The organism is Formosa sp. L2A11, from assembly GCF_009796865.1.
In the GTDB taxonomy this organism is placed as follows: domain Bacteria; phylum Bacteroidota; class Bacteroidia; order Flavobacteriales; family Flavobacteriaceae; genus Formosa.
The window spans coordinates 944,610-967,565 of the sequence record NZ_CP047028.1 but is presented as its reverse complement, the minus strand read 5'-3'; the positions used below and the strand labels follow the sequence as shown (position 1 = coordinate 967,565).

Annotated in this window: 23 protein-coding genes and 1 pseudogene; 20 read left to right on the top strand and 4 right to left on the bottom strand. The window is 32.3% G+C overall.

The genetic code is table 11. From position 1 onward, the window contains the following. Positions 1-70 precede the first annotated feature (70 nt). The 14 genes from GQR95_RS04275 to GQR95_RS04210 all read left to right on the top strand — a co-directional run bounded on the left by GQR95_RS04275 (position 71) and on the right by GQR95_RS04210 (position 15,899). On the top strand, positions 71-1,072 hold the full coding sequence (locus GQR95_RS04275; protein ID WP_159021987.1) for a MoxR family ATPase: 1,002 nt from the start codon (positions 71-73) through the stop codon (positions 1,070-1,072). Positions 1,073-1,153: 81 nt separating this feature from the next. Further along, positions 1,154-2,017, top strand: coding sequence for a DUF58 domain-containing protein (locus GQR95_RS04270; protein ID WP_159021986.1), 864 nt, complete (start codon positions 1,154-1,156; stop codon positions 2,015-2,017). A gap of 16 nt (positions 2,018-2,033) precedes the next feature. Beyond that, positions 2,034-3,725, top strand: a complete 1,692-nt coding sequence (locus GQR95_RS04265; RefSeq protein ID WP_233265995.1) for a hypothetical protein — start codon at positions 2,034-2,036, stop codon at positions 3,723-3,725. After that, the gene (locus GQR95_RS04260) at positions 3,725-4,729 is read left to right on the top strand and encodes a VWA domain-containing protein (protein WP_159021985.1); all 1,005 of its coding nucleotides are present in this window, start codon (positions 3,725-3,727) and stop codon (positions 4,727-4,729) included. The genes GQR95_RS04265 and GQR95_RS04260 overlap by 1 nt, the downstream gene beginning before the upstream one ends. Before the next feature lie 3 nt (positions 4,730-4,732). Beyond that, the gene (locus GQR95_RS04255) at positions 4,733-5,770 is read left to right on the top strand and encodes a VWA domain-containing protein (RefSeq protein ID WP_159021984.1); all 1,038 of its coding nucleotides are present in this window, start codon (positions 4,733-4,735) and stop codon (positions 5,768-5,770) included. Then, positions 5,767-6,711: a tetratricopeptide repeat protein gene (locus GQR95_RS04250; RefSeq protein WP_233265994.1), complete on the top strand. Its 945-nt coding sequence runs from the start codon at positions 5,767-5,769 to the stop codon at positions 6,709-6,711. Before GQR95_RS04255 ends, GQR95_RS04250 begins: the two co-directional genes overlap by 4 nt. Positions 6,712-6,734: 23 nt before the next feature. Then, positions 6,735-8,507 (top strand): BatD family protein, encoded by a 1,773-nt coding sequence (locus GQR95_RS04245; protein WP_159021983.1) that lies wholly within the window; start codon positions 6,735-6,737, stop codon positions 8,505-8,507. 1 nt (position 8,508) lies between these two features. Next, entirely contained in the window at positions 8,509-9,261 is a 753-nt protein-coding gene (locus GQR95_RS04240; protein WP_159021982.1) for a tetratricopeptide repeat protein, read from the top strand. Between the two features lie 38 nt (positions 9,262-9,299). Beyond that, positions 9,300-9,596, top strand: coding sequence for a hypothetical protein (locus GQR95_RS04235; RefSeq protein WP_159021981.1), 297 nt, complete (start codon positions 9,300-9,302; stop codon positions 9,594-9,596). Positions 9,597-9,910: 314 nt separating this feature from the next. Next, a complete protein-coding gene (locus GQR95_RS04230; protein ID WP_159021980.1) occupies positions 9,911-10,537 on the top strand; it encodes a carbonic anhydrase in 627 nt (208 codons plus the stop codon). 226 nt (positions 10,538-10,763) lie between these two features. Continuing rightward, on the top strand, positions 10,764-11,675 hold the full coding sequence (locus GQR95_RS04225; protein ID WP_159021979.1) for a DUF6607 family protein: 912 nt from the start codon (positions 10,764-10,766) through the stop codon (positions 11,673-11,675). A gap of 2 nt (positions 11,676-11,677) precedes the next feature. After that, positions 11,678-13,183, top strand: a complete 1,506-nt coding sequence (locus GQR95_RS04220; RefSeq protein WP_159021978.1) for an ankyrin repeat domain-containing protein — start codon at positions 11,678-11,680, stop codon at positions 13,181-13,183. A 3-nt stretch (positions 13,184-13,186) separates the two neighbouring features. Further along, positions 13,187-13,681, top strand: coding sequence for a DUF2271 domain-containing protein (locus GQR95_RS04215; protein ID WP_159021977.1), 495 nt, complete (start codon positions 13,187-13,189; stop codon positions 13,679-13,681). Between the two features lie 13 nt (positions 13,682-13,694). After that, the gene (locus GQR95_RS04210) at positions 13,695-15,899 is read left to right on the top strand and encodes a PepSY domain-containing protein (protein ID WP_159021976.1); all 2,205 of its coding nucleotides are present in this window, start codon (positions 13,695-13,697) and stop codon (positions 15,897-15,899) included. Here the strand turns inward: GQR95_RS04210 and GQR95_RS04205 are convergent. Next, complete coding sequence (locus GQR95_RS04205; RefSeq protein WP_159021975.1) at positions 15,896-16,429, bottom strand: CvpA family protein; 534 nt, start codon at positions 16,427-16,429, stop codon at positions 15,896-15,898. The genes GQR95_RS04210 and GQR95_RS04205 overlap by 4 nt on opposite strands. 127 nt (positions 16,430-16,556) lie before the next feature. Between GQR95_RS04205 and GQR95_RS04200 the strand changes: the two genes are divergently transcribed. From GQR95_RS04200 to GQR95_RS04190, 3 genes are read left to right on the top strand one after another with little or no spacing between them, the layout of a single operon-like run. Then, entirely contained in the window at positions 16,557-16,913 is a 357-nt protein-coding gene (locus tag GQR95_RS04200) for a hypothetical protein (RefSeq protein ID WP_159021974.1), read from the top strand. Positions 16,914-16,950: 37 nt separating this feature from the next. Then, positions 16,951-17,970 (top strand): phenylalanine--tRNA ligase subunit alpha, encoded by a 1,020-nt coding sequence (gene pheS, locus GQR95_RS04195; RefSeq protein ID WP_159021973.1) that lies wholly within the window; start codon positions 16,951-16,953, stop codon positions 17,968-17,970. A gap of 4 nt (positions 17,971-17,974) precedes the next feature. Beyond that, complete coding sequence (locus tag GQR95_RS04190; protein ID WP_159021972.1) at positions 17,975-18,370, top strand: hypothetical protein; 396 nt, start codon at positions 17,975-17,977, stop codon at positions 18,368-18,370. Positions 18,371-18,380: 10 nt separating this feature from the next. Here GQR95_RS04190 and GQR95_RS04185 read toward each other — a convergent pair whose 3' ends face one another. The 3 genes and pseudogenes from GQR95_RS04185 to GQR95_RS04175 all read right to left on the bottom strand — a co-directional run bounded on the left by GQR95_RS04185 (position 18,381) and on the right by GQR95_RS04175 (position 21,133). Next, on the bottom strand, positions 18,381-19,382 hold the full coding sequence (locus GQR95_RS04185) for an NAD(P)H-dependent glycerol-3-phosphate dehydrogenase (protein WP_159021971.1): 1,002 nt from the start codon (positions 19,380-19,382) through the stop codon (positions 18,381-18,383). A gap of 103 nt (positions 19,383-19,485) precedes the next feature. Then, the gene (locus tag GQR95_RS04180) at positions 19,486-19,830 is read right to left on the bottom strand and encodes a DUF190 domain-containing protein (RefSeq protein ID WP_159021970.1); all 345 of its coding nucleotides are present in this window, start codon (positions 19,828-19,830) and stop codon (positions 19,486-19,488) included. Next, positions 19,827-21,133 (bottom strand): annotated as a pseudogene (locus GQR95_RS04175) (voltage-gated chloride channel family protein). Before GQR95_RS04175 ends, GQR95_RS04180 begins: the two are co-directional and overlap by 4 nt. Positions 21,134-21,605: 472 nt before the next feature. Here GQR95_RS04175 and GQR95_RS17065 point away from each other — a divergent pair. From GQR95_RS17065 to GQR95_RS04165, 3 genes are all read left to right on the top strand, one after another. Continuing rightward, positions 21,606-21,791, top strand: coding sequence for a hypothetical protein (locus tag GQR95_RS17065; RefSeq protein WP_370514529.1), 186 nt, complete (start codon positions 21,606-21,608; stop codon positions 21,789-21,791). 66 nt (positions 21,792-21,857) lie between these two features. Further along, positions 21,858-22,082, top strand: coding sequence for a LysM peptidoglycan-binding domain-containing protein (locus GQR95_RS17060; RefSeq protein WP_370514528.1), 225 nt, complete (start codon positions 21,858-21,860; stop codon positions 22,080-22,082). A 233-nt stretch (positions 22,083-22,315) separates the two neighbouring features. Continuing rightward, a complete protein-coding gene (locus tag GQR95_RS04165) occupies positions 22,316-22,903 on the top strand; it encodes a HupE/UreJ family protein (RefSeq protein ID WP_159021969.1) in 588 nt (195 codons plus the stop codon). Positions 22,904-22,956 lie beyond the last annotated feature (53 nt).

Genomic DNA, 22,956 nt, shown 5'->3' with positions numbered 1-22,956 from the left:
CACGGAAAATTTTAACAATTTGCATGGCATTAAAAATGCTTACTTAATTCGAGTTTTTAAAAAATAGAATATGGAGGATACCAGTACAGTTGATATCAAATCAATCAACGAAAAGATAGAAAGAGAAAGTGCTTTTGTCGATTTACTTACACTAGAAATGAATAAAGTAATCGTTGGGCAAAAACATATGGTAGAACGCTTACTTATTGGGTTGTTAGGTCAAGGACACATACTTTTAGAAGGAGTTCCTGGATTAGCAAAAACATTAGCCATTAATACACTATCTAAAGCAATAGATGGTAGTTTTAGTCGTGTGCAATTTACACCAGACTTATTACCTGCAGATGTTGTAGGTACTTTAATTTATAACATTAAGGATAACGATTTCTCTATTAAAAAGGGACCGATATTTGCAAACTTTGTACTTGCAGATGAGATTAACAGAGCGCCTGCAAAAGTACAATCTGCTTTATTAGAAGCGATGCAGGAAAAGCAAGTTACTATTGGAGATGAAACGTTTATTTTAGATAAACCGTTTTTAGTAATGGCAACACAAAACCCGGTAGAGCAAGAAGGAACGTATCCGTTACCAGAAGCGCAAGTAGACCGTTTTATGTTGAAAACAGTTATTGATTATCCTAAATTAGATGAAGAGCAACTTATTGTTCGTGCTAATTTAAGAGGAACTTACGAGAAAGTAAATCCAGTGGTTTCTGTAGAGCAGATTTTAAGAGCGCAAGAAGCCGTTCGTGAAGTATATATGGACGAGAAAATTGAGAAATACATTCTTGATATTATTTTCGCAACACGTTACCCAGAAAAATATAGATTATCAGACTTAAAACCTTTAATTTCTTTTGGGGCGTCTCCTCGTGGTAGTATTAACCTAGCTACAGCAGCTAAATGTTATGCGTTTATTAAGCGTCGTGGTTATGTAATTCCAGAAGATGTACGTGCCGTTGTTTACGATGTGTTACGTCACAGAATAGGAATTACTTACGAAGCTGAAGCAGAAAATATTACTTCAGAAGATATCATTACCAAGATTGTTAATGAAATTGAAGTGCCATAGGATTTTTAATTTAAGAATGAAGAATAACGATTGGTTGTTTCTTTAAACATGAATCATAAATCCAGAATCGTAAATTGAAGTATGGACACTAAAGAGTTACTAAAAAAAGTTCGAAAAGTTGAGATTAAGACACGTCGTTTGTCTAATCATATTTTTGGAGGAGAATATCATTCTACCTTCAAAGGTCGTGGTATGACATTTAGTGAAGTGCGTCAGTATCAATTTGGAGACGATGTTAGAAATATAGATTGGAATGTTACCGCTCGTTATAACGAACCTTATATAAAAGTGTTTGAAGAAGAGCGTGAGTTAACCATGATGCTTATGGTTGATGTTTCTGGGTCTGAAATGTTTGGAACAGAACAACAATTTAAAAACGAAGTGGTTACAGAAATCGCTGCGACATTGGCTTTTTCGGCAACGCAAAACAACGATAAAATTGGATTGATTTTGTTTTCTGATACGGTTGAGCTTTATATTCCGCCTAAAAAAAGTCGTTCTCATGTTTTAAGAATTATTAGAGAACTTATAGAGTTTGAACCAAAAAGTAAGGAAACTAATATTGCAGAAGCGTTTAAGTTCTTGTCAAGTATTCAGAAAAAACGCGCTATTGTTTTTGTGCTTTCAGATTTCATATCAGACGATTATAAGCAGACTCTAAAAATTGCGTCTAAACGTCACGATGTTACTGGAATTCGGGTGTATGATAAACATGAAGAAAGTATCCCTAATTTAGGAATGGTACATATTCAAGACGAAGAAACAGGCGAACTTATGTTGGTTAATACATCGTCTAAAACTGTAAGAACAAATTACAGTAAATATTATCAAGAAAAAGTAAACTATTATAAAGACAGCTTCGCTAAATCTGGAGCTGGAACGATAGATTGTCGTGTAGACGAAAGTTATGTAAAAAAATTACTTGGCTATTTTAAACGCAGATGATAATCTTAAATAACTTATGAAAATTTTTAAATTCCAAATATTGAATCGTGTTAAGAATAGCTTGTGTTTACTAGTCGTATTCAGCTTATTCTCGGGCTATTCGTATGCGCAAGATATAACCTCAGGAATAGATTCTACATCTGTTAAAGTAGGTGCGCAAATCACGTATAAAATTGAAGTTGAAGTAGACTCTACAAAGTTAGTTGTGTTTCCTGAAGGGCAAACATTCACGCCTATGGAAATGATACAATCGTATCCTGTAGACACTACCAAATTAGATGATAAATTCAATTTAATTAAAAAATATGGTTTAACGCAATTCGATTCTGGGCATTATACCATTCCAATTCAAAAAATTGTTGTTGGAGATAAAACGTTTCAGACAGATTCTTTAAAAGTAGAAATTAGAGATATTGTTGTCGACTCTACAAAGCAAGGACTTTACGATATTAAGCCTTACATACAAGTAGAAAAAATGAATAATAACTGGTGGCGATTACCACTCTATATTCTTTTAGGATTACTTATTGTAGGCGGATTATTATATTGGTTTTTATGGCGTAAAAAACCACTTACCGAAGAGGAAGAAATTGCATTATTACCACCATACGAGCGTGCAAAATTAGCACTTCAGAAATTAGACGATAGTGAGTTTTTAGTACAAGACGAAATTAAAGAATACTATTCAGAGTTAACACTTGTACTTCGTAAGTATTTAGATGAAAAAGTTTACGATAAAGCTTTAGAAAGTACTACAGATGAATTAGTGAGTCGATTAGAGTTATTAAAAGAAGGTAATCAAATAGATTTTAGTAAACAGACTATTAAAAATATTGAAAGTATTTTAAAACGTGCCGATTTAGTGAAATTTGCAAAGTCTGCTCCAGATGTTGCCTTGGCCGAAATGGATAAGCAAACCATTGCTACAGAAATCGATCACGTTAAGGAAGTACTTCCTGAGCCAGATGAAGAAGAAAAGTTATTAAATCTGCAATATAAAGAAGAACAAGCACGCAAAAAGAAACGTAAAAAAATTATTATTTCTGTAGCTGCAGGAGTTGGTTTAATTGTTTTAATCTTTGCAGGTTTTGCTTTTAAATATGGGTTTAATTATACAAAAGATACACTTTTAGGGCATGATACTAAGCAATTGCTAGAAGGGCAATGGGTTACAAGTTCTTATGGTGTGCCACCTGTTAAGATTACAACACCAGAAGTGTTAATGCGTTTAGAGAGTCCTGTTCCAGACGAGTTAAAAGAGAAAATACAAGTCACTAAGTTCGGATTCGGTACCATGTTAGACGATTTTAGTGTTAATGTAACAACTCAGAAGTTTGCTCCTCAACAAAATCAGCAAGCACAACAACAAGGTGGTCAGCAACCCGAGCAAGAAGACAAAGGAATTGATTTAAATGAAGCATCAGAACGTGCTATAAAACAATTCGAACTTAATAAAGTAACAGATATTACAGTAAAACAAGAAGAATTTACTACTCCTAATGGAGCGAAAGGTTTAAAAACCTTTGGTAACGGACATATTCCTGTAGGCGATTCAGACAATTATGTGTCGGGACATTATATAATGCTTCACTTTACTGGACAGAATGTGTTACAAGAAATTATAATTACATGGAAAAACGATGATGTGTATGCAGAAGAAATGGCAGATCGCATTGTAAATTCCGTAGAACTAAATAAAGCAGAATAATGTTTGAGGGTATAGAATTTTTAAACAAAGAAGTATTCTGGTTGCTATTATTGCTACCACTAGCAATTGTATGGTACATCTTTAAGCAGAATAAACAAAATGCAGAACTTAAAATGTCTAGTATTAAAGGGTTTAAAGTAACCAATTCGTGGTTGCCAAAATTAAAACATATTCTTTTTGCTTTACGTTTATTGGCTTTGGCATTATTAATAATGGCATTAGCAAGACCCAGAACTGTAGATGTGTCTTCTAGAACAAATACAACTAAAGGTATAGATATTGTTATGGCAATAGATGTGTCGGCAAGTATGTTGGCGAAAGATTTAAAACCAAACCGTTTAGAGGCTTTAAAAGAAGTTGCTGCCGAGTTTATTAAAGAGCGCCCTAACGATAGAATTGGTTTAGTAGAATACGCTGGAGAGAGTTATACCAGAACACCAATTACTAGTGATAAGGGCATTGTTATTCGCTCTTTAAACGATATTAAATATAATAATATTATTGAAGGCGGAACAGCAATTGGAATGGGATTAGCAACTGCAGTAAACCGGTTAAAAGATAGTAAAGCAAAAAGTAAAGTGATTATTTTGCTTACAGATGGTGTTAATAACTCGGGGTTTATAGATCCTAAAATTGCCAGTGAAATGGCTGTAGAATTTGGTATTAAAACCTATACTATCGGATTAGGATCTAATGGTATGGCCTTATCGCCAATCGGAATTTTACCAAACGGAAGTTTTCAATACGGACGTGTTCAGGTAGAGATAGACGAAGCTTTATTAAAAGATATCGCTAAAGTTACAGGAGGTGAATATTTTAGAGCTACAGATAACAAGAAGCTAGAAGAAATTTACGGAGAAATTAATAAACTGGAAAAAACAGATATAGAAGAATTTAAGTACTATAATTACGAAGAAAAATTCCGTCCGTTAGTATTATTGGCAGGAATGTTATTATTACTTGAAATTTTACTTCGATCTACAATATTCAAAAGTTTTATATAATAGATGTTTCAATTAGAAGAAAAAATATGGTTTTGGGCATTGTGTGTCATTCCGGTGATTATCATCATCTATTCCGTGCTCCAAATTTGGAAACGCCATACTCAAAAAAAATTCGCAGATAAAGCACTTTTAAAGCGTTTAAGTCCCAATCGTTCGGTATTTAAGTCGGTTTTAAAAGTGGTAGTTCTTTGCTTGGCTTTTGCTTCTTTGGCAATTGCATTGGTTAACCCTAAAGTAGGAACCAAGTTAGAAACCGTTAAGCGTGAAGGTGTAGATATTGTTTTCGCTGTAGATGTTTCTAAAAGTATGTTGGCCGAAGATATAGCGCCTAACAGACTAGAAAAAGCAAAACAATTAGTCACACAAATTATTAATAATCTGGCTAGCGATCGTGTTGGTATTATTGCTTATGCAGGGAAAGCTTTTCCGCAATTGCCAATTACTACCGATTATGCTTCGGCAAAAATGTTTCTTCAGAATATGAATACAGACATGATGTCGTCTCAAGGAACTGCTATAAACGAAGCTATTAATTTGGCTAAAACCTATTATGACGATTCAGAGCAAACCAACCGTGTGCTTATCATTATTTCAGATGGGGAAGATCATAGCGAAGTTTCCGCTCAAGTTGCAGAAGAAGCGGCTGAAGAAGGTATAAGAATTTTTACTATTGGTGTAGGAGATGTAAAAGGAGGTCCCATTCCTGAAAAGAGAAATGGTGTTGTTATAAATTATAAAAAAGATAGCAATGGCGAGACAGTAATTACACGATTAAATGAAGAAACACTTCAGAATATTGCGAACGAAGCCAATGGAGTATATATAAATGGTAAACAAACAAGTGAAGTTGTAACTCAAATTCGAGACATTCTTAACGGTATGGATAAAACAGAATTTGAAGCGAAACAATTTGCTGATTTTAAAGACCAATTTCAGTGGTTTATTGGGCTTGCAATTTTATTGTTATTTATAGATATTTTCTTACTAGATCGTAAGACAGGATGGTTAACGAAGTTGAACTTATTTAACGAAAACTTATGATAGATAACGCTAAAAAATCATTAATATTCGGAGACTTTGGAATGTTTGTTATGAAAAGTATCGTATTAATTTTTATCACTTTATTCTCGTTTTCTGCTTTTGCACAAGAAGATGATGAAGCTGCTCTTGAAACCCAAAGACAATCTAATAATTTTGTTTTTGAAGGTAACGAGAAAATTCAGGGAGATGACTATGTTGCTGCAGAGATGGCGTACAGAAAAGCAATTTCTGAAGAACAATCTAACGTTTCTGGAATTTATAATTTAGGAACGTCGTATTTCAAAAAAGGGAATTACGAAGAGTCTTTATATCGTTTACAAGAAGCTGCAACTAAGGCAACCGATCGTGCAGAGAAACATAAAGCTTTTCATAATATTGGAAATATTTTAATGCAGAATAAGAAGTGTAAAGAAGCGGTAGAGGTTTATAAGAATGCACTAAGAAACGATCCGTCAGACGAAGAAACACGTTACAATTTTGGATTAGCTAAAGAATGTGCTAAAGAGCAAGAACAGCAAAACCAAGATAATAAAGACAATAAAGATCAAAACAAGGATCAGAATAAAGATCAAGATAACAAAGATCAGAATAAGGACCAGAACAAGGATAATAAAGATCAGGACCAAAAAGATCAAGATAAGAAAGACGAAGGCGATAAAAAAGATCAGGATAAAAAAGACGAAGGGGACCAAGATAAAGATAAAGGCGACCAGAAAGAAAATGAAGATGGTAAGCCTAAAGACGATAAGAAAGATCAAGGCAAAGGCGATCAGGATAAAAAAGAACAGCCACAAGAGTCTAAGCCACAACAAGGCCAAATGTCTCCACAACAAATTAAAAACTTGTTAGAGGCGATGAACAATCAAGAACAGAAAGTTCAAGAAAAGATGAATGCTGAGAAACAAAAAGGTGAACGTATTAAAACCGATAAAGATTGGTAGTTTGTTTTTAGAATGAATTTAAAATGAAAAGTATTAAACACATAGTTATAGTTTTAGTTTTACTGGTCTCTAGCGTAACCTTTGCACAGGTTAAGTTTGAAGCTAAGGTGAGTAAAACTAAGCTGGGTATTAATGAACGATTACGAGTAGATTTTGTAATGAATAAAGATGGCGATAATTTTAATCCGCCAAATTTTTCAAGTTTCACTGTTGTAGGTGGGCCAAATCAATCGGTTAGTAAATCGTGGGTAAACGGTGTATCTCAATATAAAAAAACATATTCTTATTTCTTATCACCAAAAAGTAAGGGGAGTTTCACGTTAAATCAAGCGACAATAGAGATAGAGGGTGAAGTTTATAAAACCACACCAATAAAAATTACAGTAACCTCTGCGGTTAGTAAACCCAAAGATGGTAATAATGCAGATTTTGTTGCATCAGAGAACATTCATTTAGTTGCTGAGGTTTCTAAGGCAAGTCCGTATTTAAATGAAGCCATTACAGTGGTGTACAAATTATACGTATCTACAACTACCGGTGTAAGCCAATGGCGTGAAATAAACAGTCCGAAATACAGCGATTTCTGGAGTCAGAATATAGATATTAAAGGATTAAAAGTACAGAATGGAACTTACGAAGGAGAACCTTATCGCTACTTGGTATTACGTAAAACAGTATTATATCCTCAAAAAACAGGAAAACTTAAAATTGAACCTTTAAGCTTAGATCTTACTGTAGATGTGGCAACAAATAGACGTGATATTTTTGGAGGCAGATTAATGACACAAGTTCATAAAACAGTTTCTGCAGGAGAGCGTACTATTAATGTTAAACAACTTCCAGAAAAAGGTAAACCAGACGATTTTACTGGAGCTGTAGGAGATTTTAAATTTAAAGTAAGTACCTCTAAAACCAAATTAGAAGCATCAGAATCTTTAGATTTAAATGTTGAGGTTTCTGGTAATGGAAATTTAAAATTATTCGAATTACCTAAAGTGGTTTTACCAAGTTCTCTTGAAGTTTACGAGCCAGAACATAACGAAAATGTAAGAACAAATTTAAACGGAATGCAAGGTCGTATTTCAGATAGTTATACGGTAGTGCCTCAGTTTAAAGGAAAATATCCAATACCAAGTATTTCTTTTTCTTATTTTGATCTAAAAACAGAATCTTATAAGCGTCTGTCTTCAGACGAAATTATTGTAGATGTTACTCAGGGGCCAAATAGTACTGTTGCAAGTACGCAACCATCTGCTTCTGGAGGAGAAAAGCAACCTGTTGTTTTAAATAAAGATCACTTTGCTTTTATTAAAACAAAAACCAATCTAGAGTCTAATACATCATCATATTTCTTTAAGACCAAATTGTTTTGGGGATCTTTATTAGTACCGTTTTTAATGATTCCGTTAGCAATGGTATTTAGAAAACAAAAAGCAGTTAGAGACGCAGATGTTACAGGAAATAAAATACGAAAAGCAGATAAGTTAGCTAAGAAATATTTAAGTGAAGCTAAAAAAGCATTAGGTAAAAAAGAAGCCTTTTATGTAGCTTTAGAGAAAGCATTACATAATTATTTAAAAGCGAAGTTAAATATTGAAACTGGCGAGTTAAGTAAAGATAGAATACAAGAGTTACTCAAGAATAAGGAAGTAGAGCCAGCAGTAGTTTCAGAATTTGCATCTTTATTAGAAAGTTGTGAATTGGCACGTTATACGCCATTAACACAAGTTACTATGCAACAAGATTTTGATAAGGCCGCAAGCACTATTTCATTAATTGATAAACAAATACGTTAAAATGAAAGCAGTTTTATATATACTAATAATGTTGTTAGGCAGTTTAACATTTGCTCAAGATAATAATGCAATTTTCGAGCAAGCAAATACGCTTTATAATAACGGGAAATATGCTGAAGCTATAGATAAATATCAATCTATTTTAGATGATGGTATGCATTCTAGCGAGCTGTTTTTTAATTTAGGGAATGCACATTATAAGCTAAACCATGTTGGTCCTAGTGTGTATTATTTTGAAAAAGCCTTACAGTTAGCTCCAAACGATAAGGATATTAAAAACAATATTTCTTATGCTAGAAACATGACTATAGATGCTATAGATGTGGTTCCTGAAGTAGGCTTATCTAAAGTTTTAAAAAATATTACAAGTGTTTTAACTTTCGATGGTTGGGCAATAACAACCGTAATACTGTTTTTAATTTTTGTAGTATTATTTATAAGTTATTATTTTTCAGAATATACAACAAGAAAACGTATTGCTTTTACAACAAGTGTAATTGTTTTAGGTCTGGGCTTTCTAACATTGTTTTTTGCATTTCATAATTACAATTTAAAATTAAAAGATAATCCTGCAATTGTATTTGTGCATGAAAGTGAAGTTAAAAGCGAACCTAATTTAAGTAGTCAAGAAGCTTTTGTTTTACACGAAGGAACTAAAGTACAAGTATTAGATACTGTAAATAATTGGAAAAAAATTAAATTGTCTGATGGAAAAACAGGTTGGATTTCTAGCTCAGATATTAAAGTTTTATAACTACTTTTACCGTAAACTTATATTTTACTCAATAATTAATGCCTAAAACGTTAACATCCTTATTCTTTTCTATGATTTTTGTGTTGTTTATTTCAGCACCAGCACTTATAACTATGCTTGAAAAAAACACAGATGTATCTATGTTTTATAATTTAGCAGAAGAAGAAAATAGTAAGGAAACGGTTAAGTTAATTAGTTTCGAGTTAAACGAACATGGCGATTTAAGTTATGTTTTTAGTCTTTTAGAGACCGATAATTCCTATAATTTTTATTTAAACACCTATTCTCAATCAGATCTAGAGAATGTTTCTCCGCCACCAGAAGGTGTTGCCTAACAATTCAAATTTGTCCTAAATTAAACTGAGTTTTTCAATCTTTCAAACCTAAAAGGAGTTACTTTTAATATGTTTTTAAGAGAGAAAGTCTTCTAATGTGTTTACTTTTAATAGTATTGAGCATGTATAGGACAATGTTTTAGAATTTTCAAAATAAATATAGATTAAAAAGGCTGTTAAGTCGGTCAAAATAAAATCTGGTACTTAAAAAAAAAGGTCTCCGATTTATAATCAACTAAATATGTGTATAGCTATTTATAGGTGTGTTTAAGTTGAAATAAAAAACAATATAAAAAACAGTTAAAGTCAAGATTATGATATTAAAAAACGTTTTTAAGAATAACGAGAAGTGGGTTAAAGATAAATTAGCAAGTAATGAAAACTACTTTGAAGATTTACGCCATGGGCAAACTCCAGAATTTTTATACATAGGTTGTTCAGATAGTCGTGTAGATGCAGAAGGATTAATGGGATTAGAATTAGGGCAAGCTTTTGTACACAGAAACATTGCCAATATGGTGCCAAATACCGACTTAAATGTGATGTCTGTTGTAGATTATGCTGTAGATCATTTAAAGGTGAGTCATGTTGTTGTTTGTGGTCATTACGGTTGTGGTGGTGTACATGCAGCAATGCAATCTGCAGATTTAGGTTTATTAAATCCATGGTTAAGAAACATTAGAGATGTATATCGTATTCATGCAGATGAATTAAATGCCATTAAAGATGAAGAAAAAAGATACGACAGATTAATCGAACTTAATGTTCAGGAACAATGTGTTAACTTAATTAAAACATCTGCAGTACAAAAAGCGATTCGTAATAGAGGACTTAAAGTCCATGGATGGATTTTTGATATGCATACAGGTAAACTAATCGATTTAAAGATCGATTTTGAGCACATTCTTGATAATATTATGGAGATCTATCATTTAGATTAATATTTCAGAACTAAATTTCAGTTTAAATATTTTAAAACCATTGAATTTCTATTCAATGGTTTTTTTGTGAGTTATTCTTATGTTTCATTGATTTACAGAGTAAAAAAAAGTAAAATATAATTTTTATTTAGACTCATTCTTTTTTAAATTTGTCACTAATATATAATCTTGTTTTAATTGAGTCTAAATAAGGTTAGTGATTTTGTAAAAAAACAAGCCAATACCTATGAAAAGAATTATACTAGTTGCCCTTTGTATTTTAGGGTTTAGTACAAGTAAAATCTTTGCACAAGAGCATAAAAAGGAAGACCAGAAAGCGATTAAAGACATGTGTGGTTGCCACGAAGTGACTTTTAATTTCGCTGAAACATTTAATTATGTAAACGATTCTACTTACATGCCTTCAGAAACAAAGCATGATAAAGGATTAGAATGGGTGGAGTTGGTCGAAGATGCTGATAATAAAATAGTCTTACAGCATTTGTTAATTGTAGGAAATCCTGCTAGTCCACATATTGTTAAACATTGGAGACAAGATTGGGAATACGAAAATACAGATTTATATATCTATAATGGCGATAATGAATGGAGTTACAAAAGCCTTCCCAAAACAGAAGTAAAAGGACAATGGTCTCAAAAAGTATTTCAAGTAGATGATAGTCCGCGTTACGAAGGTTCTTCATCTTGGGTTCATGTAGACGGTAAAAGCTATTGGGAAAATACTACAACAGCTCCATTGCCACGAAGAGAATACACAAAACGTAGCGATTACAATATTACTTTAAGACGTAACCGTCAGGAAATTACTAAAACAGGATGGATTCACGATCAAGATAACGATAAAATAATTCGGGAAGCTGGTAAAGAAGATGTGGTTATAGCACAAGAAAAAGGATTCAATACATATACAAAGGTAGACGACAGTAAGTGTATAGCTGCTCAAGATTATTGGAAAAAGACAAGTGCTAAATGGGCTTTAGTTCGTGCAAAATGGGATGCCATTTTTGCTAGAGATAAAGATTTAAACTTAGAAGAAAAAGTAGATAATAAACAATTATATAAGTATTTGTTTTCTGATACTGAGTATCAGAATGAATCAGAAATTAACGAAGTGATAGAATCTTTTGTAAAAAAATAGACATGAAAAAATCAGTATTTAGAAATGGAATTTTAGGAGCATTTTTAGCTCTAGGAGCGTTTGCTCAAGCACAACAAGACTCTAATGTGTTTTTTAATCGTGAATTCTGGGGAAGTAAACCTTCTATAGAAACGGTTGATATGCAAATTAAAGAAGGAAATGACCCAGCGCAACTTAACGAAAGAAGTTTCGATGCTGTTACCATGGCTATTTTAGCAGAAGTGCCTAATGCAACAATATTACATTTATTAAAACAAGAGGGGAACGACGTAAACAAATTAACTCACGACGGACGTACATATATCTTTTGGGCAGCAAATAAAGGAAATGTAGAATTAATGGAATACCTTTTAACACAAGGTGCAAAAATAGATGTTTTAGATAATCACGGTCATTCAGTTTTAAATTTCGCAGCAGCAACGGGTCAGAATAACACTAAAGTGTACGATTTATGTTTAGCAAACGGCGCAAAATTAACAGATTTAGATCATCATGGTGCGAATGCACTGTTGTTAGTCTCTCAGCGTGCTCAAGATTTTACAACAATTAATTATTTTACATCTAAAGGCATAGATCTTAATAGTAAAGATGCAGATGGGAATGGTATTTTTAATTATGTAGCTAAGTCTGGAAATACAGATATGTTAGATCAATTAATTGCTAAAGGTGTAGATTATAAAAACCTAAATAACGAAGGTGGAAATGCTATGATCTTTGCCAGTGCAGGTGGTCGTGGCGCTTCTAATGGCTTAGATGTTTTTAAATATTTAGAAGGGAAAGGCATTAAAGCAAATGTAACAACTAAAAACGGATTAACCCCTTTACACGGTTTAGCGGGAAAAAGTAAAGATGTAGCTGTTATTAATTACTTCTTAGCAAAAGGTGTAAATGTAAATCAAGCCGACGAAAATGGAAATACGCCCTTTTTAAATGCAGCTGGTAGAAATGATTTAGCCATTGTTACTTTACTTCAAAAAGAAGTGAAGAATATTAATGTAACAAACAAAAAAGGAGAGTCTGCTTTAGCTTTAGCGGTTAAAAAGAACACAACAGATGTGGTTTCTTTCTTAATAGAAAAAGGAGCAGATGTACATGTTGTAGATGCTAACGGAAATAATTTAACGGTATATCTAATAAACTCTTTTTCTCCTAGAAACAAAGCCGATTTTAATTCTAAACTTGAGCTTTTATCTTCAAAGGGATTAGATGTTTCTAAGGCGCAGTTAGACGGAAATACATTATATCACCTAGCTTTAGATCATAAAGGATTCGAATTACTTAAACTTGCAAAACAATATAAAGTAGATATCAATGCGAAAAATAAAGAAGGGATTACGCCTTTATTAAAATCGGCAATGTCTGCTAAAAACGATGCTGTTTTAAAGTATTTGTTAGAAAACGGAGCAGATAAAACGATTACAACAGAGTTTGAAGAAACTGCTTACGATTTAGCTAGTGAGAACGAGCTTTTAAAAGCAAACGACGTAAATATTAACTTTTTAAAATAAGATATGCATAAATTTTCAGTACTAAAAATAGTTTGTGTTTTAGCATTAGTAGCCTTTAGTTTCTATTCTTTTAAACCTGTAGAAGCAGCGTCTAAATATAAATGTATGTTGCAAATGACTAACTATACTGGCGAAGGTGCTTATGTAGTTATTTCATTAATAAATCCAGAAGGCGCATACGAAAAGACCTTGTATGTACAGGGAGATGATGATGAATGGTATAACGATTTATCGTCTTGGTTTAATTTCTACGGAAAAAAACGTAATAATATTGATGCCATAACAGGAGCAACAGTTGCGGGCGGACAACGTAGTATAAATGTAATTGAAATTGACGATTCTAAAATAGACTCAGGATATAGCATCCGTTTTGAATCTGCTGTAGAAGATCAAGAATATTACGAAAAAGATGTCGAGTTTAAATTAACATCTGCAAGCGTAAAAAGTAAAGTAGAAGGTAAAGGGTTTATACGTTACATCCGTATGATTCCTAACTAAATAAAATTAAAGTATGACAATTTCAATATGGAGATATAGCCACCTAGCATTGGCTGTATCTTCTTTTGCTTTTATAGTGTTAGCCTCATTAACGGGGATAATTTTAGCGTTCGAGCCCATTTCTAATCAGGTGCAACCCTTTCGTGTTCATGATTTTAATGAGGTATCGCTTGCTGAAACTATTCAGCATTTAAAAGCTAATTATATTGAAATTCTAAACGTCGATGTCGATGTTAACGATTTTGTTTCTGCCTCTGTAATTACTGAAGACGGCGATGCTGAAACCTTTTATATCGACCCAAGAACAGGAGATAAAATTGGAGATATTATAGAGAAGTCGCCATTATTTCAATGGACAACTAGTCTTCATAGGTCTTTATTCTTAAAATCTACAGGACGTATTTTTGTTGGAATCACTTCATTCTTACTGTTTTTAATTGCTGGTTCCGGAACGGTACTTATTGTAAAGAGACAGCGAAGTTTTAAACGCTTTTTTGGTAAAATAGTAAACGAAAATTTTGCTCAGTATTATCATGTGGTCTTGGGGCGTTTGTCTTTAATTCCAATTATTGTTCTTACGCTTACAGGTGTGTATTTGTCTTTATATCGTTTCGATTTACTACCAAAAGAAACCCTTACTCAGAATGTTGATTATGATGCTATTTCTGAGACGCCAAAGTTAAATATACAAGATCAATCTATATTTAGAGATACCAAACTATCTGAAGTTCGAAGTGTAGAATTTCCTTTTTCTGAAGATGTAGAAGATTATTACACACTTCAATTACAAGATCGCGAAGTTTTAGTGAATCAGTATACTGGAGCCGTTTTAAGCGAAGCTAAATATCCGTTTATAACAATTGTTTCTCGATTAAGTATTAATTTACACACTGGGCAAGGGAGTATATTGTGGGCTTTAGTTCTGGCTATTGCTTGTGTAAATATTCTATTTTTTGTGTATTCTGGTTTCGCCATGACTTTAAAGCGTCGTAAGGCTAAACTCAAAAATAAATTTAAAAAGGACGATGCTAGGTTTGTCATTTTAATAGGTTCTGAAAACGGAAGTACAGTGCAATACGCAAACATGTTGCATAAGCAATTATTAAAGTTAGGTCAGTCTAGTTTTATTGCAGAATTAAATGCATTTTCAACCTATAAACAATGCGAACACTTCGTTGTTATTACAGCAACTTATGGTCAAGGGGAAGCTCCTGAAAACGCAAATAAATTCGAAAGTACTTTTAAAACTATTCAATCCGATCATGCATATAGTTATTGTGTGGTTGGTTTTGGCTCGTTAGCATATCCAGATTTCTGTAAATATGCTTTTAATGTCGATGAGTTATTTCAATCAGATCCGAATGCTGTTCAGCTTTTAAAGCCGTTCACCATTCATAATAAATCTTTTGAAGCTTATACACAATGGATTAATTTATGGTCTAAAAAAGTAGGATTACAAATCCAGTTATCCGGAGAAGATGTTCTGGAAAATAAGAAACGAAAACGAACATTTACAGTTGCCAATAAAACAAGTGCAAGCGAGAATCCAGACGATACTTTTACCATTGCATTACAACCTAAATTAGGAATATTAAGGTTTAAATCTGGCGATTTACTAGCGATCAAGCCCGAAGAAAATAGTGCCGAGCGTTTATATTCTGTAGGAAAGGTAAACGATTCCGTATTTTTAAGTGTAAAACGTCAGGAATTAGGATTGTGTTCTAATTTTTTAAACAATTTAAAGCCAAACGATGCAATCAAAGCGCGATTAATTAAGAATACAGAATTCCGATTAGCTAAACGTACCAAACATGTATTAATGATTGCAAACGGAACAGGAATTGCACCGTTCTTGGGAATGATAAATCAAAACACTTCTAATAAAAATATGCAATTGTATTGGGGAGGAAGACAAGAGTCGTCTTTCCAAATTTACAAGCCAATTATAGATGAAGGTTTACAAACAAATAGACTACATAAACTTGAAATTGCCTATTCGCAACAAGACACTAAAAAATTATATGTACAACACCTTTTAGAGCGCGATGCCGAACAAGTTGCTCAAGTTTTAAAACATAAAGGCGAGATTCTTATTTGCGGCTCTATAGCAATGCAAAAAGAGGTTCTTATTGTTTTAGAAGCTATTTGCAAACACCATTTAGAGCATCCTTTAAGTGTATATAAAAATAAAGGGCAGCTTAAACTGGACTGTTATTAATCTTCTTCTTTCTTGTCTTTAGTTAAAAGATCTCGTTTTTTCTGGTCAACCTTTTCTTTAATTGCAGGATATAGTTTTGTAGATATAGCAATTACAGGTTCGTAAAGCATAGATTCTTCAATATCTTTTTGGTCCATAAAAGGGACCGTGTCATTTAAATTACCAAAAATATTTAGAGCAATACTTGCAATTAAACCAAGTTTAAGCATTCCAAAAATACCGCCTAAAAATTTATTTACAATACCTAGAGAAGCAAAATCTGCAAGCTTAGTAAATGCTTTTCCTGCTAGACCAATAACCAAAACAATAACTATAAAAGTTGCTGCAAAGGCAACGATACTTACATAATTCTGGTCCCAATCTACCTTGTCTTTAAAAAGCGTAGCTGTGTAGGCGCTAAAATTAATAGCTCCATAAATACCAACAATTAAAGCTAGTAAAGAGGCAATTTCAACAAATAACCCGTTTATAAAACCCCGAACTAAACCAAAAAGGAGTATTACGGCAAGTATAATGTCTAATAAATTCATAATGAATTGGTTGTTTTCTCAAATATAATATTTAAAATGAATCTGTCATATTTTATGCGATGTTTAGAGGAAATGAGGTGCTATTTTTTAACTTTGCAATACGCAGTTTAAGCGTAATAAAAATTATATGTCAAGAGACGAAGAATTAAAATCACGCTGGAAAGACGTCGTTACTAAATTATCTAATCAGTTTGCCGATGGTGATACCTTAGATCTGGATGCCATTATTTATTTAATTGGTTTACAGGAGTTAGGGCAGTTAGATCGCACATTTAAAAAAGATCAGAAATTAGATTTAATGCATATCGCAATCTGTAAATTATTGATGCCTTATGGATACTATGAATTTGATTTTGTAGATGAAGATGGGTGGCCACATTATACCGTAAAAGAACAATTGCCAACGTTAAAAGCTGGAGAACAAAGTATTTTAATGAAAGAAGCTATTGTAAACTATTTCGTTGAAACCGAATATATAAAGTAAGAATTATTAAATTTGCATTCATTTTTGAAGGAACATCATGATTGATAAAATAAAAGAACTTATTGCTGAAGCAGAAGTGTTTAAGGCACAGTCTAAAGACGAAGTTGAAGCTTTCCGTATTAAATACTTAGGTAAAAAAGGATTGTTAAACGATTATTTTGCTGAATTTAAAAACGTAGCTAACGACCAGAAAAAAGAATTTGGTCAGGTTATTAATCAGCTTAAAAATACGGCTCAAGGTCGTGTAGATGCTTTAAAAGCAGAGTTAGAAAGTAAAGACGAAGCAAAAGGAATTTATGGCGATTTATCTAGACCAGGAGAACCTATTTCTATTGGAGCGCGTCACCCGATTTCTATTGTGAAAAATCAGATTATCGATATTTTTTCAACCATAGGATTTAATGTAAGTGAAGGTCCAGAAATTGAAGATGATTGGCATAATTTTACGGCTTTAAATTTGCCGGAATATCACCCAGCAAGAGATATGCAGGATACATTTTTCGTACAAACAGATCCAGATGTGTTATTAAGAACACACACCAGTTCTGTGCAAGTGCGTTATATGGAAAATAATGCACCTCCAATTCGTACTATTTCTCCAGGTCGTGTGTACAGAAACGAAGCTATTTCGGCACGTTCTCACTGTTTCTTTCATCAAGTAGAAGGATTATATATAGATAAAGATGTAAGCTTTGCAGACTTAAAGCAAACGCTTCAGTATTTTACAACAGAAATGTTCGGAAAATCTAAAATTCGTTTACGTCCGTCTTACTTCCCGTTTACAGAGCCAAGTGCAGAAATTGATGTGTATTGGGGGCTAGAAACAGAATCTGATTACAAAATTACTAAAGGAACCGGTTGGTTAGAAATTGGTGGTTGTGGTATGGTAGATCCTAATGTTTTAGAAAACTGTAAAATAGATTCTAAAGTGTATTCTGGATTTGCTTTTGGAGTAGGAATAGATCGTATTGCGATGTTATTACATCAAATTAACGACATTCGTTTATTAAGTGAAAACGATGTGCGTTTCTTAGAACAATTTAAGTCTACAATTTAATTGTATGAAAAAAGATATTGAAATTCCAAAGGTCGAAGGTGTTTATGTGGCCGCTGTAAAAGTGTTTAATAAGGACTTGAATTCAGACGAATGGAATGCGTATGTTATAAATGATAAGGAAGTTGATTTAGAGATGGTTTTAATTGTCTCTAAAGGACTTTCTAAAGATAAGAAAACAGCTGTAATGCGTCATAAATTAGACAATCTTCCGGCTAAAAGTTATGCTAAAATTGAATATCTTCAAGAAGATGTTTTAGCATTAGTAAACACGTTTGAAGTTTCTTTCTTTGAAGACAACAAAATGTTTGATAAGACTTTTGTATTTAAAGAAAACACCATAAACGAGAAAGCTTTTCAGCTTATTCCAACAATGGGCGTTCAGGGTGTTTTAGTTAAATAGATTTTTAGATTTAATCTAATTTATCTGTAAGCTTTTCAAAGGTCTTTTTAGGATCTTTACCTTCATATAAAATTTCATAAACGGCATTAATTATAGGAAGCTTTGTTTTGCTTGTGTTCTTGTCGTTTAATAATTGAGCGCTTTTACTGGCGTAATACCCTTCTGCAACCATGCTCATCTCCATTTGTGCAGATTTTACGGTGTAGCCTTTTCCAATCATATTCCCGAACATTCTATTTCTAGAAAATACAGAATATCCGGTAACTAATAAATCGCCTAAATACGCCGAATTATTAATGTTACGTTTCATTTTGTGCATTTTCTTAATAAAGCGTTTCATCTCACGAATCGCATTACTCATTAGCACACTCTGAAAATTGTCTCCGTAACCTAAACCATGTGCTATTCCTGCTGCAATAGCATAAATATTTTTTAGCATAACGGCATATTCTGTACCAATAACATCGTCGCTAATTTTTGTTTTTATATAATTACTAGATAAGTTTTTTGCAATGGCTTTAGCTTTTTTAGAGTCTGAACAAGATATGGTTAAGTACGATAAACGCTCTAAAGCGACTTCTTCTGCATGACAAGGACCTGCAATAACTGCAATATTATTAAGCGGAATATTAAAAACTTCGTTTAAATGCTCGCCTACCAATAAACCAGATTCCGGAATAATTCCTTTTACAGCAGAAACAACTGTTTTTTCAGAAATATCTATCGTTATTTTTGCTAATTCACTTTGCATAAATGCTGAAGGAATAGCAAAAATTAATATATCTGCATAATTCGCAATTTCATTAATGTCGTTGCTTATAATTAGATTTTCCGTTTTAAATTCGACAGAACTTAAGTAGTTTGGATTATGTTGTTGTTTTAATAAATGTTCTTTAGTGTAAACACTACGCATATACCAACCTACTTCGTCAAGATTTTCACAAAGCATTTTTACAATAGCGGTGGCCCAACTACCTGCGCCAAACACAGCATATTTTAATTCTTTACTCATAAAAGTATCATAATTATAGATTCAAAAGTACATAAAAAACTAACTTTATTGGGTTAATGAAATATTAATAAACCAATTATAAGTTGTGATAATTTAGAATTACTTAAGATTTTAGAATAATTTCATTCTTAATGATATAAATAGAAGTGTCTTTAAAGAACTCCTTTTCTTGTTCTAAAAACAATTCTATCTGTTCTGGAGTATCTGTGATTTCAATAATTTGAGGATGTTTAAAATGTTGAACATCACCAAGTCCCCAATTTATTTTTTTATTATCAAAATAGCCTCTAGAGACATTAAATTGCAGTACTTGGTTTAAATTAGAAGCTTTCGCTTTCTTTAAAATTACAGTTCCGAAATCCGATTCGTGAAGTGTCTTCCAAAACGGAACATCTTTACGTTTTTTGCCGTATTCGAAGTAAATTCTTATAGTGATTGTTGTTTTCATTTTAGATGTCTTTTATCTTCTATTTCAGATAAAGTAAATCCTTTCTCCTTGAAAACACTTTCGTTTTTCGGACTTCCAATAATTTGAGCAGTATATACACCTGTGTGTCCAGAAAATAAATAAGATATACTACAAGCAATTGCAATAAAAACTCCTGCTTCAACCCCAAATAATTCAATACCCATAATAGTACATGCTATAGGTGTGTTAGTGGCTCCTGCAAAAACGGCAACAAATCCCATACCTGTTAGCAAGCCCATTGGGAGTGGAATAAACCAGATTAATGCGTTTCCTAATGTTGCACCTATATAAAATAATGGAGTCACTTCTCCGCCCTTAAATCCTGCGCCAAGCGTAAAGGATGTAAATAAAAGTTTCGCTAAAAAGTCGTAAGAAATTCATGTTAGAAGTAAAAGACTGTACAATGGTTGGTACACCAAGTCCGATGTATTTAGTAGTCCCAATACTGTAAATAATAATAGCCAAAATTACACCACCAATAGCTGGACGTAACGGCGGATATTTTATAAATCGTTTAAATTGGCTAGACCAAAAGTGCGTAGATTTTGAGAACAACATGGCTACTAGTCCAAAAATAATACCTGCTAGCATGGCCCAAAGTAAATTTACAAAATTCATTTCGGCAACAGATTCTATACTGTAATGCGTGTGATGAATACCCCAAATTACACAAAAGTAATTGGCTAAAGCGGCTGCTAAAAAAGCTTGGGACAACGGCATCTAAACGAATACGTCCCAGAATAAGGACTTCTAAAGCAAAAATACCTCCTGCTAAAGGTGTTCCGAAAACAGAAGCAAAACCAGCACTAATACCTGCTGTTATAACAATTTTTCTATCTATTTTAGAAAGTTTAAATATTTTTGTGAATTGATCTGCAACAGCTCCACCAATTTGTACGGCTGTACCTTCACGACCGGCAGAACCTCCAAATAAATGCGTTATTACAGTTCCAAATAAAACTAAAGGGGCCATTTTAAACGGAATTACTTTTTTGGGAGAATGAAACTCTTCTAAAAGTAAGTTGTTTCCTTTAACAACACTATTTCCATATAAGTGATATGTAATTCCTATAATAAATCCACCAACAGGTAATAAAGCAATAATCCATAAATTAGATTCCCTGTATGCTGTAGCCCATTCTAAGCTTTTTAAGAAGAATGCAGAAATACTTCCTGTAATAATTCCTATAAATGTGCATATAATTAGCCATTTAATAAGGTAGTATAAAGAAGGAATTTGCTCGAAAGAGGTTAGTTTTTTTTTAAAATTTTCAAAAGTCATAATTACTAAATATTAATAACTTCTACAGTAATAACAAGTCTTAATACGGTAGTAATCATTAGTTTTCTAAGAACGGTTTAAGGCAAACCTCATTGCCGAGTATAAACAAAATTAGAACAAAAAATATAATATCAAACAGTTTTACTACTTCTTTGTTTTCTAAATGTACTTAGTATGTTGTTTTGTAGCTGTTTGTGAGTTTTTTGTAATGTGTTAAGCAATTTTGATCTAATTTTTAACGTTGTGTAATTGCTAAGGTTGTAATTATATATCCCTATTAAGTCTTTGTTTTAGGTTTAAGATGTGCTTGATAGGGACTATATAATAAGATAATATGTGAAAAAATAGATGTTGTAAACTAGATTTTATTTTAGCTTTAAAGCCTTTTATTTTAGAAGTGTAAGTTGTTTTTAATTGAATATTTTTTGAACTTTACTATATGTAAACGATAACAAATAAAACAATATATATTATGGGATTATTTTCATTTATTAAAGATGCAGGGGTTAATATTTTTGGATTAGGAAAAACAGAAGAGGTAGCAGAGGCAGCTGTTAGAGTAGAAGAAACAATATTAGGTTTAAATTTAGAAGTAGATGATTTAAATGTTAAAATTGATTTAGATAAGGCCGTTGTTGCGGGAATAGCTCAAGATTAGGAAACAAAAGAAAAAGTAATTTTAGTTGTAGGTAATTCTAAAGGAATATCTACAGTAAATGATAAAATGTCTATTAAATATGTCGAGCCAATTACTCAGTTTTATACTGTTGTAAGTGGCGATACTTTAAGTAAAATAGCAAAAGAATATCATGGCGATGCAAAGACGTATTCTGTGATTTTTGAAGCCAATAAACCAATGCTTAAAGATCCAGATAGTATTTATCCAGGACAAGTATTACGTATTCCTAAGCTAGGACAATACGTGTGTAACAAAATAGAATGTGTCTAAGTATTTAAATTTAGATGCTTTTTTTTTGTTCTAATTTTAGTTGAATTTATATTAAACTGAAAAATAATAGAATATTAAATGTTGTTTTTTAGTTTTTTGTATTCAAAATCAGGTGTGTATGTTATTGCCGAAATAATAGTATATAGTGGTATTGGGTCATTTCTTTTTATTAATTTTATTGCCGAATAATTTCTATATCCACTTAACTATTATAATTTCCAAACCTTAAAACTATGTTAGATGATTTCCTTTTTTATGTGCAATACGGTATTAATCATGTGTTAGATATAAATGGCTACGATCATGTTTTGTTTTTATTAGTTTTAACGGTTGCTTATATTTTTAAAGATTGGAAGCGCGTTTTAATATTGGTGTCTTTATTTACATTGGGACATACTGTTTCGTTAATTTTAGCAGCTTACGATGTGGTTCAAATTAATGGTGCTTTAGTCGAGTTATTAATTCCTATAACCATTCTTATAATGGCTGTTTATAATATTTTTACAGCAGGAAAAACCATTCAGAAAGGGGTGAGTTTATTATTCTTTTCGGCTTTATTTTTTGGGATTGTCCATGGTTTAGGATTTGCTAGGGAATTTCATTTATTAATAGGAGGATCAAGTAATAAATTATTACCTCTATTAGAATTTGCATTGGGTATTGAGGCTGCACAAATTATAATTGTATTTGTAGTCTTGTTTTTTAGTTACATTATGCAAACGGTTTTCAGATTTTCTAAACGCGATTGGGTTTTAGTAATATCGTCTGTCGTAGTAGGATTGGTTATTCCAATGATTATGGCAAATAAACTAATCTCTTAATAATCAGAAATTTTCTCAAAATTTTAACGATTAGCCATTGTTATTAAAAAGGT

Bases quoted from the DNA above. Each gene is read 5' to 3' on its own strand.
- GQR95_RS04260 (WP_159021985.1), top strand. From the start codon at position 3,725: ATGTTTGAGGGTATAGAATTTTTAAACAAAGAAGTATTCTGGTTGCTA.
- GQR95_RS04240 (WP_159021982.1), top strand. From the start codon at position 8,509: ATGAAAGCAGTTTTATATATACTAATAATGTTGTTAGGCAGTTTAACA.
- GQR95_RS04190 (WP_159021972.1), top strand. From the start codon at position 17,975: ATGAAAAAAGATATTGAAATTCCAAAGGTCGAAGGTGTTTATGTGGCC.
- GQR95_RS04225 (WP_159021979.1), top strand. From the start codon at position 10,764: ATGAAAAGAATTATACTAGTTGCCCTTTGTATTTTAGGGTTTAGTACA.
- GQR95_RS04185 (WP_159021971.1), bottom strand. From the start codon at position 19,382: ATGAGTAAAGAATTAAAATATGCTGTGTTTGGCGCAGGTAGTTGGGCC.
- GQR95_RS04265 (WP_233265995.1), top strand. From the start codon at position 2,034: ATGAAAATTTTTAAATTCCAAATATTGAATCGTGTTAAGAATAGCTTG.
- GQR95_RS04250 (WP_233265994.1), top strand. From the start codon at position 5,767: ATGATAGATAACGCTAAAAAATCATTAATATTCGGAGACTTTGGAATG.
- pheS (WP_159021973.1), top strand. From the start codon at position 16,951: ATGATTGATAAAATAAAAGAACTTATTGCTGAAGCAGAAGTGTTTAAG.
- GQR95_RS04255 (WP_159021984.1), top strand. From the start codon at position 4,733: ATGTTTCAATTAGAAGAAAAAATATGGTTTTGGGCATTGTGTGTCATT.
- GQR95_RS04270 (WP_159021986.1), top strand. From the start codon at position 1,154: ATGGACACTAAAGAGTTACTAAAAAAAGTTCGAAAAGTTGAGATTAAG.
- GQR95_RS04215 (WP_159021977.1), top strand. From the start codon at position 13,187: ATGCATAAATTTTCAGTACTAAAAATAGTTTGTGTTTTAGCATTAGTA.
- GQR95_RS04200 (WP_159021974.1), top strand. From the start codon at position 16,557: ATGTCAAGAGACGAAGAATTAAAATCACGCTGGAAAGACGTCGTTACT.
- GQR95_RS04235 (WP_159021981.1), top strand. From the start codon at position 9,300: ATGCCTAAAACGTTAACATCCTTATTCTTTTCTATGATTTTTGTGTTG.
- GQR95_RS17060 (WP_370514528.1), top strand. From the start codon at position 21,858: ATGTCTATTAAATATGTCGAGCCAATTACTCAGTTTTATACTGTTGTA.
- GQR95_RS04210 (WP_159021976.1), top strand. From the start codon at position 13,695: ATGACAATTTCAATATGGAGATATAGCCACCTAGCATTGGCTGTATCT.
- GQR95_RS04205 (WP_159021975.1), bottom strand. From the start codon at position 16,429: ATGAATTTATTAGACATTATACTTGCCGTAATACTCCTTTTTGGTTTA.
- GQR95_RS04180 (WP_159021970.1), bottom strand. From the start codon at position 19,830: ATGAAAACAACAATCACTATAAGAATTTACTTCGAATACGGCAAAAAA.
- GQR95_RS04165 (WP_159021969.1), top strand. From the start codon at position 22,316: ATGTTAGATGATTTCCTTTTTTATGTGCAATACGGTATTAATCATGTG.
- GQR95_RS04230 (WP_159021980.1), top strand. From the start codon at position 9,911: ATGATATTAAAAAACGTTTTTAAGAATAACGAGAAGTGGGTTAAAGAT.
- GQR95_RS17065 (WP_370514529.1), top strand. From the start codon at position 21,606: ATGGGATTATTTTCATTTATTAAAGATGCAGGGGTTAATATTTTTGGA.
- GQR95_RS04275 (WP_159021987.1), top strand. From the start codon at position 71: ATGGAGGATACCAGTACAGTTGATATCAAATCAATCAACGAAAAGATA.
- GQR95_RS04220 (WP_159021978.1), top strand. From the start codon at position 11,678: ATGAAAAAATCAGTATTTAGAAATGGAATTTTAGGAGCATTTTTAGCT.
- GQR95_RS04245 (WP_159021983.1), top strand. From the start codon at position 6,735: ATGAAAAGTATTAAACACATAGTTATAGTTTTAGTTTTACTGGTCTCT.